This is a genomic window from Sodalis sp. RH22, assembly GCF_047324165.1.
Taxonomy (GTDB): domain Bacteria; phylum Pseudomonadota; class Gammaproteobacteria; order Enterobacterales; family Enterobacteriaceae; genus Acerihabitans.
The window spans coordinates 4,012,887-4,026,650 of record NZ_CP178731.1 but is presented as its reverse complement, the minus strand read 5'-3'; the positions used below and the strand labels follow the sequence as shown (position 1 = coordinate 4,026,650).

General features: G+C 57.5%; 13 protein-coding genes. 5 read left to right on the top strand and 8 right to left on the bottom strand.

The features are described from left to right. Positions 1 to 7 precede the first annotated feature (7 nt). The 4 genes from ACL2XN_RS18290 to ACL2XN_RS18275 all read left to right on the top strand — a co-directional run bounded on the left by ACL2XN_RS18290 (position 8) and on the right by ACL2XN_RS18275 (position 4,848). Positions 8 to 1,273, top strand: coding sequence for an MFS transporter (locus tag ACL2XN_RS18290; RefSeq protein ID WP_410012964.1), 1,266 nt, complete (start codon positions 8 to 10; stop codon positions 1,271 to 1,273). Between the two features lie 86 nt (positions 1,274 to 1,359). Next, positions 1,360 to 2,334, top strand: coding sequence for a glyoxylate/hydroxypyruvate reductase GhrB (ghrB, locus tag ACL2XN_RS18285; RefSeq protein ID WP_410016684.1), 975 nt, complete (start codon positions 1,360 to 1,362; stop codon positions 2,332 to 2,334). 158 nt (positions 2,335 to 2,492) lie between these two features. Then, positions 2,493 to 3,491: an AI-2E family transporter gene (locus tag ACL2XN_RS18280; protein ID WP_410012963.1), complete on the top strand. Its 999-nt coding sequence runs from the start codon at positions 2,493 to 2,495 to the stop codon at positions 3,489 to 3,491. An 88-nt stretch (positions 3,492 to 3,579) separates the two neighbouring features. Next, positions 3,580 to 4,848 carry a valine--pyruvate transaminase gene (locus ACL2XN_RS18275; protein ID WP_410012959.1) on the top strand — a complete coding sequence of 423 codons (1,269 nt, stop codon included), beginning with the start codon at positions 3,580 to 3,582 and terminating at the stop codon, positions 4,846 to 4,848. A gap of 77 nt (positions 4,849 to 4,925) precedes the next feature. Here ACL2XN_RS18275 and ibpB read toward each other — a convergent pair whose 3' ends face one another. Together ibpB and ibpA are read right to left on the bottom strand one after the other, a co-directional pair. Further along, entirely contained in the window at positions 4,926 to 5,387 is a 462-nt protein-coding gene (ibpB, locus tag ACL2XN_RS18270) for a small heat shock chaperone IbpB (protein WP_410012958.1), read from the bottom strand. A 114-nt stretch (positions 5,388 to 5,501) separates the two neighbouring features. Then, positions 5,502 to 5,915 carry a small heat shock chaperone IbpA gene (ibpA, locus tag ACL2XN_RS18265; protein ID WP_410012957.1) on the bottom strand — a complete coding sequence of 138 codons (414 nt, stop codon included), beginning with the start codon at positions 5,913 to 5,915 and terminating at the stop codon, positions 5,502 to 5,504. A 288-nt stretch (positions 5,916 to 6,203) separates the two neighbouring features. On the opposite strand from ibpA, the gene ACL2XN_RS18260 reads away from it, so the two are divergent. Next, positions 6,204 to 6,554, top strand: a complete 351-nt coding sequence (locus ACL2XN_RS18260) for a YceK/YidQ family lipoprotein (protein ID WP_413721704.1) — start codon at positions 6,204 to 6,206, stop codon at positions 6,552 to 6,554. A 26-nt stretch (positions 6,555 to 6,580) separates the two neighbouring features. Here ACL2XN_RS18260 and ACL2XN_RS18255 read toward each other — a convergent pair whose 3' ends face one another. The 6 genes from ACL2XN_RS18255 to ACL2XN_RS18230 form a co-directional block, all read right to left on the bottom strand. Then, a complete protein-coding gene (locus ACL2XN_RS18255; RefSeq protein ID WP_413729209.1) occupies positions 6,581 to 7,630 on the bottom strand; it encodes a LacI family DNA-binding transcriptional regulator in 1,050 nt (349 codons plus the stop codon). 152 nt (positions 7,631 to 7,782) lie between these two features. After that, positions 7,783 to 7,938 carry a hypothetical protein gene (locus ACL2XN_RS18250; protein ID WP_413729208.1) on the bottom strand — a complete coding sequence of 52 codons (156 nt, stop codon included), beginning with the start codon at positions 7,936 to 7,938 and terminating at the stop codon, positions 7,783 to 7,785. 11 nt (positions 7,939 to 7,949) lie between these two features. Beyond that, a complete protein-coding gene (locus ACL2XN_RS18245; RefSeq protein WP_410012954.1) occupies positions 7,950 to 9,296 on the bottom strand; it encodes an MFS transporter in 1,347 nt (448 codons plus the stop codon). A gap of 377 nt (positions 9,297 to 9,673) precedes the next feature. Then, positions 9,674 to 11,023 carry an MFS transporter gene (locus tag ACL2XN_RS18240; protein ID WP_413729207.1) on the bottom strand — a complete coding sequence of 450 codons (1,350 nt, stop codon included), beginning with the start codon at positions 11,021 to 11,023 and terminating at the stop codon, positions 9,674 to 9,676. Positions 11,024 to 11,146: 123 nt separating this feature from the next. Further along, a complete protein-coding gene (locus tag ACL2XN_RS18235; protein WP_410012952.1) occupies positions 11,147 to 12,091 on the bottom strand; it encodes a dihydrodipicolinate synthase family protein in 945 nt (314 codons plus the stop codon). Beyond that, on the bottom strand, positions 12,088 to 13,749 hold the full coding sequence (locus tag ACL2XN_RS18230) for a signal transduction protein (protein ID WP_410012951.1): 1,662 nt from the start codon (positions 13,747 to 13,749) through the stop codon (positions 12,088 to 12,090). The genes ACL2XN_RS18235 and ACL2XN_RS18230 overlap by 4 nt, the downstream gene beginning before the upstream one ends. Positions 13,750 to 13,764: the final 15 nt, after the last annotated feature.

Below are 13,764 nucleotides of genomic sequence, written 5' to 3'. Positions count from 1 at the left end.
TACATCTATGAGCTTAGCGAAATTAGCACCAAAACGTTGGTGGTATATTATGCCGATTGTATTTATCAGCTACAGTCTGGCATATCTCGACCGGGCCAACTTCAGTTTTGCCTCCGCCGCCGGTATTAACGATGACCTGGGAATAACCAAAGGGGTATCGTCATTATTGGGCGCGCTGTTCTTTCTCGGTTATTTCTTTTTTCAGATACCGGGCGCTATTTATGCCGAACGCCGCAGCGTCAAGACGCTGATTTTCTGGTGCCTGGTCTTATGGGGCGGTTTCGCCGCGCTCACCGGCATCGTCAGTAATATTCCCATGCTGATGGCGATCCGGTTTGCGCTGGGCGTGGTGGAGGCGGCGGTGATGCCGGCGTTGCTGATTTATATCAGCAACTGGTTTACCAAAGCCGAACGCTCACGTGCCAATACGTTCCTGATCCTCGGCAACCCGGTGACGGTACTGTGGATGTCGGTGGTTTCGGGGTATTTGATCAACGCCTTCGGCTGGCGGGAAATGTTTATCTTCGAAGGCATCCCGGCGGTTATCTGGGCTTTTTGCTGGTGGGTGTTGGTTAACGATAAACCCGCCCAGGCAAAATGGCTGTCGGAGGAAGAAAAGCAGGCGCTGCAACGGCAATTGGCCAAGGAACAGGAAGGCATTAAAGCGGTGCATAATTACGCCGAGGCGTTCCGTTCGCGTAATGTGATTATTCTGTGCATCCAGTATTTCGCCTGGAGCATCGGCGTTTACGGGTTTGTATTATGGCTGCCGTCCATTCTGCGCAACGGCATGGAAATGGGCATGGTGCAGGCCGGCTGGTTATCCGCGGTGCCTTACCTGGCGGCCACCATTGCCATGATCATCGTCTCCTGGGCATCGGACAAGCTACAGAAACGCAAAATATTCGTCTGGCCACTGCTGCTGATTGGCGCCCTGGCCTTTATCGGTTCCTACCTGCTGGGCGCCCACCATTTCTGGGGTTCCTATGCGCTGCTGGTTATCGCCGGCGCCGCCATGTATGCGCCTTATGGCCCGTTCTTCGCCATAGTGCCGGAAATGCTGCCGCGCAACGTCGCCGGCGGGGCGATGGCGCTGATTAACAGCATGGGCGCCCTCGGTTCCTTCGTCGGCTCGTGGGTGGTCGGCTACCTTAACGGCGCCACCGGTTCGCCCTCGGCGTCCTATGTCTTTATGGCGGTGGCGCTGCTGGTATCGGTGTGGTTGACGTTAATTGTCAAACCGGCGGAAAACGCCGTGCCGCGCATGGCCTAAAGCCGGCGCCGCCTGTTCCGTTAACAGGCAAAAATGGTATGCTGGTCTTTATCGCCAAATGACATAACCGACCAACGGAGATCATGATGAAACCTGCCGTAGTATTGTACAAATCGTTGCCCGACGACCTGCGCCAACGTCTGGATGAGCATTTTGACGTGACCGAAATCGGGGATGTGGGCGCAGAAAATGTGCGCAGGCATGCGGACATATTGCAACAGGCTCAGGGTATCATCGGCTCCGGCGGTAAATTCGATAAAACAATGCTCGACGCGCTGCCCAACCTCAGGGCCGCCTCCACCATTTCCGCCGGCTACGATCAGTTCGACGTCGACGAGATGAGCGCGCGCGGCATTGCGCTGATGCATACTCCCCACGCCCTGACGGAAACCGTGGCCGACCTGCTGATGGGGCTGGTGCTGGCCACCGCGCGGCGCCTGGTGGAACTGGCGGAGAGGACCAAGGCGGGCGAATGGCGTGAGAGCGTCGACAGCACCTGGTTTGGCACCGACGTGCATCATAAAACCCTGGGCGTGGTCGGCATGGGACGTATCGGCCTGGCGCTGGCGCAGCGTGCGAACCTGGGGTTTTCCATGCCGGTGCTCTATAACGCCCGTCGTCAGCACGCCGAGGCGGAAAGCCGTTTTGACGCCGAGTATTGCGATCTGGATACCCTGCTGGCCCGGTCTGATTTTGTCTGTATCATCCTGCCGCTGACGGATGAAACCCATCATCTGATCGGCCGCGAGAAGCTGGCCCTTATGAAACCCGGCGCTATCCTTATCAATGCCGGACGCGGTCCGGTAGTGGACGAAGCGGCGCTTATCGAGGCGCTGGAAAACCGTACCATCCGCGGCGCCGGCCTGGATGTCTACGAGCAGGAACCGCTGCCGGTGGATTCGCCGCTGCTGCGCCTGCCGAACGTGGTGGCCATGCCGCATGTGGGCTCCGCCACCGATGAAACCCGCTATCAAATGGCCGCCACCGCGGTGGATAATCTGATCAACGCCCTTACCGGCCGGATTAGGGAAAACTGCGTTAATCCCCAGGTCATCAAATAACCCTTGCTCCCATCGCCTTTACATAACGATTCCCCGTCCACCCGGGCGGGAAAAGCGTATCATGGCCGCTAAAATAAACGTTGCCGGCATCAGCGCTACGCTATGCTTTTTTATGGTATGCGATAAAATGGAATCAAGCGGTATGGAAAGGAACAATAATGACTATTAGTCATACTCACATCAAAATCAGCACCTTTGTGTTGATGCTGCTGTTTATTGCGATCATTATCCCTTTGCACTTATTTCCCTGTTTTGTCGCGGGGTTCCTGGCCTATGAAATCATTTTCGCCCTTACGCCCTGGTTTGAGCGCATCATCGGCGGCCGGGCGCGCTGGGTCGTGGTCAGCATCATCGCCGCCGTGGTAGTGATTGTCATGACGCTATCCATTGTCAGCCTGGTCAGTTTCCTGACCTCGAATATCCAGCGCGGCATTGATTTAACCGCCGAAACCAACCGCATTTTCTCCGGCGTCAAAAATCGTCTGCCCGATATATTGCCAGCCTACCTGCCGGACAGCGCGGAAGAGCTGAAAAACCAGGTTTTCGCCGTGGTGGAAAAAAACCTCATTACCATCCGCAATATGGGACGCAGTTTTTTGCACGGCTTAATCACCATCCTTATCGGGCTGATTATCGGCGCGATTATCTCATTGAATAAGCCATCGGGACGCACCACCTATTTTCGCGAGCAAATGCTGCAGCGCGTACAGAATTTATCCAGCTCTTTTCGTAATATCGTGTTTGCCCAGATCAAGATTTCGCTGGTCAATACCATCCTGACCTCTATCCTGCTGCTGGTGATTTTTCCGCTGTTCAAGGTGCATCTGCCGTTATCCAAGACGCTGGTGGTGGCCACCTTTATCTTTGGCCTGCTGCCGATTATCGGCAACCTGATATCCAATTTCCTGATGATTATCTCGGCGCTCTCCGTCTCGCTGCCGATAGCGGGCGTGGTGCTGGTATATTTGATGCTGATCCATAAGCTGGAATATTTCCTCAACGCCGAGATTGTCGGCAATCGCATCCAGGCCAAATCCTGGGAGCTGCTGCTGGCCATGCTGGTGTTTGAAGCGGCGTTTGGACTGGAGGGGCTGGTGGCCGCCCCCATCTATTACGCCTACCTGAAGACCGAATTGCGCGGTCTGGATCTTATCTGAAGCGCCGTCGCAAAATAGCGGTTGCCTGGCGTGACGCAAACGGTATGGTAACACTCAGGCTTACGTTAATATTATCCGAACCCATTTTATGACCTACTCGCTTTTCGGTAAAAAATTCACCCGCCATTCCGGCATCACCCAGCTGATGGCCGATATGAACGATGGCCTGCGCGCACCGGACGCCATTATGCTCGGCGGCGGCAACCCCGCCGCCATCCCCGAAATGGAGCGTTATTTTCACGCGCTGTGCCAGTCCATGCTGGCCGACGGCACCCTGGGCGAAGCTCTGTGCAACTACGACGGCCCCCAGGGCAAAAACGCGCTGCTGACCGCGTTGGCGGCCATGCTGCGCCAGGAGCTGGGCTGGCCGGTGACCACGCGCAATATCGCGCTGACCAACGGCAGCCAAAGCGCTTTTTTCTACCTCTTCAACCTGTTTGCCGGGCGCGGCGCGGACGGCGGCCTGCGTCGGGTGCTGTTTCCCCTGGCGCCGGAATACCTGGGTTATGCCGATGCCGGGCTGGAGGAGGATATGTTTGTCGCCGCCAAGCCGACCATTGCGCAGTTGCCGGACGGCCAGTTCAAATACCATGTGGATTTCGAACATTTAAAAGTGGGCGGGGATATCGGGCTGATTTGTGTTTCCAGACCGACCAACCCCACCGGCAACGTGATTACCGACCAGGAGCTGCTGCGCCTTGACGCGCTGGCCCGCCAGCATCAGGTGCCCCTGCTGATTGATAATGCCTACGGCCTGCCGTTTCCCGGCATTATCTTCAGCCAGGCCGCGCCGTTGTGGAATCCCAATATTATCCTGTGCATGAGCCTGTCCAAGCTGGGCCTGCCGGGGGCGCGTTGCGGTATTATCATTGCCAATGAAGAGGTTATCGACGCCGTCAGCAATATGAACGGCATTATCAGCCTGGCGCCGGGCGGGCTCGGCCCGGCGCTGGCCGCCGAGATGATCCGGCGCGGCGATTTAATGCGCCTGTCGCAAACGGTGATCCGCCCGTTCTATCAACAACGGGTGCGGGAAACCATAGCTATCCTGCGCCGCTACCTGCCGCCGGAGCGTTGCCTTATCCACACGCCGGAAGGGGCGATTTTCCTCTGGCTATGGTTCCAGAACCTGCCGATTACCACCGAGACCCTCTACCAGCGGCTTAAACAGCGTGGCGTGCTGATGGTGCCGGGGCATTATTTTTTCCCCGGGCTGGAAACCGAGTGGCCGCATGCGCAGCAGTGTATGCGTATGAATTATGTGCCCGACGCCGATAAAATCGAGCGGGGCATCGCGATATTGGCACAAGAGGTGGAGCGGGCGTTTCGGGAAACGGCGGGCAGCGCTGGCCAATAACCTGGCCGCGGTTTTTAATGAGCGAAAACGCCGCGCGGTAACTCCGCGCGGCGTTTTCACGATCAAGACCGGTGTTATTACTGGCCGGCCGCCGGGGCTTCAGCCTGATGCTCAAGCACCTGGGGCTGGGCGTCGCCGATGGCGATCTTGCGCGGCTGCAGGGATTCCGGCACATGGCGTTCCAGCGCAATATGCAGCAGCCCGTTAACGAACTCCGCCTGCGTTACCGTCATATGTTCCGCCAGGGTGAAGCTCAGGGAGAATTCTTTGCAGACCAGCCCCTGATGCAAATATTCAACCTCGCGTTCGGGCGGGGTGGGCTTGCCGGCAATGGTCAGGCGCGGCCCTTCCACTTCAAGCGTGAGCTCTTCTTGCTTAAAGCCCGCCAGCGCCAGGGTGATGCGATAATGGTTATCATCGCTTTTTTCAATATTATACGGCGGGAAGCTAAAGGCTTCCTGATTGCCCTGCATGGTGCTGGCTAATTTATCGAAACCGATCCACTGACGCAGTAAAGGTGACAGATCGTAATTACGCATGGTATTAACTCCTTCTATGAAGCGAGATTATTTTCCCCAGCCCGCGGCTGGGTTAGCCCCCGGTTACGGCAGGCGGATGTTATTACATTATCGCGGCGATCGGCCGCGATCGGTTTAATTGATTTCGATACGCCGCGGCTTTAGTGTTTCCGGCACAACGCGTTCTAAATCAATATAGAGCAAGCCGTTTTCCAGATTGGCGCCTTTAATTTGAATATGCTCGGCCAATTGGAATTTGCGCTCGAAATTGCGTTCGGCAATCCCCTGGTATAAATAGTTCCGCTCGGCGGGTTCTTGCGCATGAGCGCCTTTAACCGTTAATAAATTATCATGGGCGGTAATATCCAGCTCATGTTCGGCGAAACCGGCTACGGCGATGGCAATGCGGTACTGGTTTTCATTAACCAGTTCAACATTGTAGGGAGGATAACCGCCATTGCCCTGACTTTGTCCTGATTCAAGCAGATTTACCAGCCGATCAAAGCCAATAGCGGAACGGTACAGGGGTGACAGATCAAAATTACGCATACAACAGCCTCCAACATTCAGCGAGGTGACAAACAACCTTCCGGATGGACAGGTCAGTGACCTAAATACCCTTACGGCGTACTTATCTGGGGTCACATTAATAAAATGGAGCCGGCCGCGGCATTTTCAAGCGTCAATAAGAAAAAAATCTCCTTCATTTAGCAAAAACTGCAAGTCACGGGCTGAATATCCATTACACTGATAACGGCAGTAGGGAATACTTACCGCAATACCGGGCGGAATGCATAGCGTTAGTAAAATTACCACCCTAATGGATGTATAGGAATCATGTTGAAACAAGTATTATTCATTCTGACAACAGGCTGCGCGTTGCTGGCCAGCAACGGGTGCTCAAGCGTGATGAGCCACACCGGGCCCGACCAGGGTTATTATCCGGGTACCCGCGCCAGTGTGAATGTCATCCGGGATGAGGATACCAGTTGGGCCATGGTGCCGCTGGCGCTTATCGATCTGCCGTTCTCGGCGGTGCTGGATACCCTGCTGTTGCCGTATGATTATCTGCGCAAGGATAGCGATAAATCCGCCGATTCACCGCGCGAACGTATGCTGCACAGCGGCGCCAACAGCCCCGGCGGTTCCCGGCATAAAAACAAGGCCGGCGGCGCCCATACCCTATAAGCCGCCACGCCGGCAACCGGGGGAGTTTAAGCTTGCCCGGCCGGATCGGCCTTGCCCTGGGCCTGCTGACAGAACGCCGCCCGCCGGCGGTGCTTAAGCGTCATGGGAATGACCGACTTGACCGGCGCCGTTTCGCCCTCCATGGCCTGCGTCATCGCCTGGAACGCATGCTCGACCCAGGCATCCTCGTCCTGGCGCATCGACCAGGTGTTATTGGGTAAAAAACCCAACATGGGATGCTCATCGAAAGTGCCGATATTCATCTCGGCGGGAATATAGCCATAATGTTCGCGCAAGACGTTAAGCGCGCCTTCCAGTACCGGCAGCGACGAGGCGATAAAGGCCGGCGGCGCATCCTGGTGCAATTCGAAAAAACGCTGCATCAACAGCTGGCCGTCTTCGCGCCGGTTATGCTGGGCGGTCAGTACCCAGTCCGCGTTTTCGCTGATGCCATGAGCGGCCAGGGTCTCGGTAAAGCCCTGTAAGCGCTGTTTTATGGTCGGCTGTTGCATATCGCCGGCCATAAAAAACAGCGGCAATGTCCCGGCATCAATGATGGCATGGGTTAACGCCGCGCTGCCGTTGACGTTATCGCTGACCACCAGCGACACCGCGCTGTCGCTGAAATCGCGATCGAGAAAGACCAGGGGTTTGGTAAAACGCTTGATATGGTGATTTTGCGCCGGCAATGACGAGGGCACCACGAACAGCCCGTCGACATTGCGCTGCTGCATGGTTTCCACCAGGGTATTTTCGCGTTCGGTATCGCTATAGGTACAGCTGGTGGTCAGTTGATAGCCCGCCTCGCGGCAGCGGATTTCCAGTTTTTCCGCCAGGGTGGAGAAAAACAGATTGGATAACCTGGGAATAATCAGCCCCAGGGTATCGGTTTTGTTCAGCTTCAGGCTGCGGGCGGCATGATTAATGGTATAACCGTATTCGCCCACGTAGCTGGCAATCCTGCTTTGCGTTTTGGCGCTGATACGATATTGCCCGGCTTTACCGTTAAGCACCAGGCGAACGGTGGTGATTGAAATACCCAGCGCTTTGGCTATCTGCTCTACGGTCTTGGCCATCTTATCGGTTAATCCTGTTATCGAATTCTGTAGATAACGCAGTATAACGGACTGGCTAACTCGAATCAGCGGATAATTACGCCAAATACTCACGCCTTGCTCAATAAAAAGTGGTTTTTCCCCTCCGGCCGGCGCGGATGCGTCCATTCCGGTCAGAGTGTCACGCCCTGTTGCCGTGCTTTCTGCGTCCGTTGCCGGGCAATGGGCCCGGCAACGAATGTCAAGATCGCCTCACGCTCAGCGCTGCTTTGCAATAGCGACTCGCCGGTGGCGTAATGAAAATAGCGCCGCCGGGTTATTTTCGTCATGTTGATCAGGTTCAGCGCTCTTTTATCGCGGACAGATCCGCCCGATAGCTCTCCTTGGTAATACACACGCAGCAAATGGTAATCGTCGCCATGACGGCTAAGAATAGCGATACCGGCCAGGAATCGCCGCCGGACCAGGCAATCAGCAGGGTACCGATCATCGGCGTCAGGCCGCCGACAATATTGGCCAATTGGAACCCCAGCGACACGCCGGTATAACGCACATTGGTATCGAATAATTCGGAAAAAAAGGCCGGCTGCACGCTAAACATCATGCCCAGGCCGACGGAATAACAAAAGGTGGTGGCGAAATAGAACATTTTCACCGAGCCGGTATCGATCATCCAAAACAACGGAAACGCAAAAATCAGCGTAATAGCCGCGCCGGCCAGATACACCGGCCGCCGGCCGATTTTATCCGACAGATAACCGAAAAACGGGAAGGTAAAAATACCGACAAAACTGGCCAGCAATAAGCCGTTGAGGGCGGTTTCGCGGCTGAAGTTTAATTGCCGGGTGACATAGGACATAAAAAACGCCACGGTCAGCCAGCCGAGCACGATTTCGCCCATGCGCATGCCCATGGCGGTCAGCACCGCGCGCCAATGGTATTTCAGTACCGCGATAATCGGGAAATCATGTTTTTGGCCGGTGGCTTTGCCTTCGGTAAATACCGGCGTTTCTTCAATTTTGGAGCGGATATACAGGCCGACAAACAACAGGGCGACGCTGAGCAGGAACGGAATGCGCCATCCCCAGCTCATCAGCTGCGGTTCCGGCAGCCAGGCGACGATGGCAAACACCGCCGTGGCGATAAACAGCCCCAGCACATTGCCCAACTGGACAAAGGTGCCGAAAAAACCGCGCCGGTGCACCGGGGCGTATTCCGTGACCAGCGTGGTGGCGCCGCCCCACTCGCCGCCGATGGCGAATCCCTGGCACAAGCGCAGGAAAATCAGCAGCAGCGGCGCCAGATTGCCGATGGCGGCGTAACTGGGCACCAGGCCGATACAGAATGTCGAGGCGCCCATGATCATCAGTGACAGCACCAGCGATTTTTTACGGCCGATTTTATCGCCGTAATGACCAAAAACGATGGCGCCGATAGGCCGGCTGACAAAGGTAATCGACAGGGTAAGAAAAGAAACGATCAGACCCATAAACGGCGTGAGATTGGGAAAGAATAATTTCGGGAACACCAGCGCGGCGGCGGTGCCATAAATAAAAAAATCATAAAATTCGATGGTGGTGCCGCTCAGCCCCGAACCGAGCACCGTCATCAATTTTTTATTCTGCGCCTTTTTTGCCTCTGCGCTGGTGCCGGCGTCGGCCAATGTTGAATCAGTTAAGATAGACATAACTCATTCCTTATGGATAGAGGGAATCATTACCAGACGGACCCGCCGCCATCGACGTTCAGGCTGCAGCCCGTCATATAAAAGGAAGCATCGGGCGCCAGGAAGATAATGGCGCCGTGATATTCCTGCGGACGGCGTCAACGTCTCATTTCTTGCTAAGTCGAGTTAGCAATTTAGCTAACGGCAGATGGGCTGGCAAAGGGTTTTGTTATGAAGTGTGAGCAGGATCGAGGCGAAAGTGTTAACGCCATGATGACGTTAAGATACAGCCAGGGGCAACGCCGCCGGCCGCCGGAAAAAACGGCGGACGGCGGACGGTAAATCAAACGGCGGGCAAACCCCCTGGCAGGGGAAGATCCGTTGCACAGCCCCGGCAATCAGTGATCGAGCGTCAGGTCGCGACGCGAGGTCTCCGGCGCGCGCCAGGCGGCGTAGGCAGCCACCAGCGCGGCAATCACCACGTACGTCGCCACATAGGTCCAGTCGTCATGATCCAGCGCGGTCAGTCCCTTGGCGATAAAAGGAGTAAACCCGCCGGCGACGATCGCGCCCAGCTGCGCGCCGATGGACGCGCCGCTGTAGCGCACCTTGGGGCCGAACAGTTCGGTAAAGAAGGCCGGCTGTACGGCGTTAATGGAATTATGGGCGATATTGATCAGCAGGATATACCCCAACACCATCAGGACAAACGAGCCGCTTTCGAGCAGCCAGAAAAACGGAAACGCCATGGCGGCGGCGAACAGCGCGCCGAAGATATAGATAGGACGACGGCCGACCCTGTCGGACAGCATGCCGAAGAACGCATGCATCGGAAACGCCAGCACGCAGGTGGTCATCACCACATTCAGCATGGTTTGCTTATCCACCCCCAACTGCGAGGTGGCGTACGAAACGGCAAATACCGTGGCCAGAAAGAACGGCACGCTTTCGGCAAAGCGCAACACCATGATCAGCAGAATACTGCGCCATTGGTGACGCACCACCTCCACCACCGGGCTGCTGGCTTTTTCGCCGGGCGCGGTGGTGGGATTTTGCCGCTCGCGACGTTGCACCGCTTGAAATACCGGCGTTTCTTCCAGGCGGCGGCGCATATACAGGCCGACCAGCACCAGGGCGAAGCTCAGCATAAAGGGAACACGCCAGCCCCACGACATCAGCTGATCTTCCGGCAACAACGTGATGAGCGCAAAAATCCCGGTGGCCAGCAGCTGGCCGGAAAAGCCGCCGGTTTGCGGGATGGACCCCAACAGGCCGCGCCGGTTGGCCGGCGCGCTTTCCACCACCATCAGCATGGCGCCGCCCCACTCGCCGCCGACCAGGAAACCCTGGGTAAAGCGCAGCACGACGAGCAGAATGGGCGCCCAGACGCCGATTTGCGCCCAGGTAGGCAGGCAGCCGACCAGGAACGTCGCCACCCCCATGCCGCCCAGGGTAATCATCAGCGTGTATTTACGGCCCAGGGTATCGCCCATATGGCCGAAAAAAATACCGCCCAGCGGCCGGGCGATAAACCCGACGCCGAAGGTGGCGAACGACGCCAGCATCGCCGCCAGCGGGCTGATGGTCGGGAAAAATATTTTGCCGAACACCAGGGCGCTGGCCAGCCCGTACAGCAGGAAGTCATAAAATTCGATGGTATTGCCAATCCAGCTGGAGATCACCACCCGGCGAATATTCGACCTGTCGAGCAGTTTGCGGTCTTGGGTTATATCAAGAGAAATAGACATGGGTTCCTCATTATTTCTTATCTGTCCCGCCTGGGCCGGACAGGTTATAGGTTGTGGCGCGCAGCCGCGCGCCACGGGCGTAGGGCAAAGATCGTCTTAAAACTCTTGTGGCCGGCGTCGGGTTTACTGCGGGAGCACCAGTTGCCGTATTTCGTCGCCCAGGCGCGCCATGCTGTCCACCGCCGCCGGGAAAAAGCTGTCGTTGAACGCGCCGATGCCGCGCACCCGGCACTGCATGGTAGTGAAGTTGCCCAGTTCCCGCTGCCAGTATTTAGCGCAGGCGGGATAATCCAGGCTCTCGATCAGGGCGGCGGTGGCGAGATAATCAGCCACCCGCCGCGCCTGTTGCGGCTGGCCATGCCAGTTTTCATAGAGCCAGACATAGAGCTGCGGATGGAAATTGGCCATCACGCCGCTGTAGGCGTGGCAACCCGCCTGCCAGGATGCCAGCAGGGTTTGGCTGTTGGCGTTGGCCAGGTGCAGCCGGGAACCCTGCGTCAGCGCCAGCCGGCGCCGCATGGTGGGCAAATGGCAACTGGTGTCCTTGATAAAGGTGTAGCGATCGCTTAACGCGCACCAGCGGATAATCTCATCCGACAGCAGGCGTTTATACGGCCAGGGACATTCGTAAATACCTAAATCCAGCGTCGCCGGCAGCTGTTGCGTCAGTCGTTGCAGGGTAGCCAGCGTTTTTTCATCGCTCTCGCCTTGCAGCGCCAGACGGTTGCTTATCAGGATCAAAGCGTCAATGCCGGTCTGCGCCATGGCGCCGAGCTGTTCCACCTGCTGGCTCAGCCCGCTGGCGGTGTGTCCCGACGCCACGACCGGCACGCGTCCGTCCACCTGGGCGACGATGCGCCCGACCAGTTCGCGTGATTCTTTATCACTGAGGAAAAACATCTCGCTCGACTGGCAGTCGGCGAACAGGCCGTGCACCCCGGCCGCCAGATACCACTCCACCAGCTTTTCCAGCGACGCCCAGTCAATCTCGCCCCGTTCGTCAAAGGGCGTTAACATCACCGGCCAAATGCCGGCGTATTTTTGCCCATCCCGCGCCGATTGCGTCATGCCCGTGGCCCCGCCAGCAGATCAACCGCGCTGCCCGCCGCCCGTACCCGCACGCCGAGCGTCAAGGCCTGGGCGACAAACGCCTGATAGACCTCGCCCAGCAGATCCTGATCCACATAGGCCAGCGTCAAATGGTTGCTTTGATGGCCCGCCATCAGATCGTCGCGCCCGATGCCGTCCAGCACCGCATTCAGCAGCGGCCATTCATAGTTGGTGGCGCGGCGGCGGCGCTCGAATTCCTCCGGCGGCAGCTCAACGGCGGTGCCGGTGCCCATATGCATGACCACCTGCGTGCCTTCGTAATGGGCGCGCGCCCAGATAAAACGCCCGGCTTTGCCCTGCCCGGCGATGGTGGAGCCGCCGTAGGGGAAAAACATCGCCGGCTGACGATAACCGGTAGCCCCGGCGATACCGCCCTTCAGGTGGGCAAACGGCACCGCACCGGAGATTTCCAGATCCCAATAAAACGTACCCTGGTAGTCGCTGCCCCAGCGGATATCGTGCAGGGTGGTCTCGGCGGGCAGGCCCAGGCCATCCAGCAGGCGCCACATCATCACCTGCGGGATGGCGCTGCCCATATCCACTTCATTGATGCAGGGAATGGCCTTGCCCGGCCAGATAATCCCGCCCTGCTCATCCGGGATGGGAAACCGCTCGGCGTTGCCGATAGCGCCTTCGGCAAAATCGGACGCGGCGCAGCAATCCTTCAGGCCCTGCTGATATTGCACCCCCACCGCCGCCAGACCGAAGCGCTGCACGAAACGCGCCATGGCAATCATCATCGCGCACTGTTCCAATACCTGCTCACGCGTCAGCGACTGGGCTCCGTCCGTGCCGAAGTCAAATGTCATGCCGCGCTGCTCATACCAGGCGAGGCACTCCTCGCGCAATGACGCCGGCACCTTGGCCATTTCCACCAACAGCGCCGATTGCGACAGGGATTCCAGCGGGATGCCCGCGTTTACCAGCGCCTGCTGCGGGAAGACCCCATTAATCATGCCCATGCAAAAGGTATCGAACAGGCCGATAATCGCCTTATGACGCAGGATGTATTCCCCCGCCGCCCGGCCGATTTGCCCGGCCGGGCTTGCCATCAGCGCATGGGTGGGCGCGATATCGCGCAAATAGCCGGTCTTATGGCTCAACGCGCCGTCGCGCAGCCAGGTGCTTAATCCCTGGTAGAACAACTCGTCGTCAAAATTTTCCGACCACAGGCGGGAATAGGCGGCGCCCAGGCTGGTCAGGGTGCCCGCCATGCAAAGCATACCCACCAGGCCCGGCCAGGTGCCGTCGAAATTGGCCAGCAGTAATACCGGGCCGCGATGATGCGCCAGCGACGGCGCGATATGATGGGAATACTGCCACGCGGTCAGCAGCACGATAACCGGCGCGTCGGGGTCAATGGCGGCGAACAAATCGCCGCCTTCTTTCTGGCTGCTGATAAAGCCATGGCCGCGATCGGCATGGATCGGATGGGCGCGCTTGATGCGGTATCCCAGTTTTTCCAGCGCCGCCTGCAGCTTTTGTTCATAATCCTGCTGGGTCGGCCAACAGGTGACATTAGCCGGTTCACGCAAATCGGCATTGGCGACCAGCAACACTTCCCGATTGCCTGCCTGGATCATCGCCGGTGAAGGCGGAAGGGTAAATTTCAACATGGTTTGCTCCTGGTA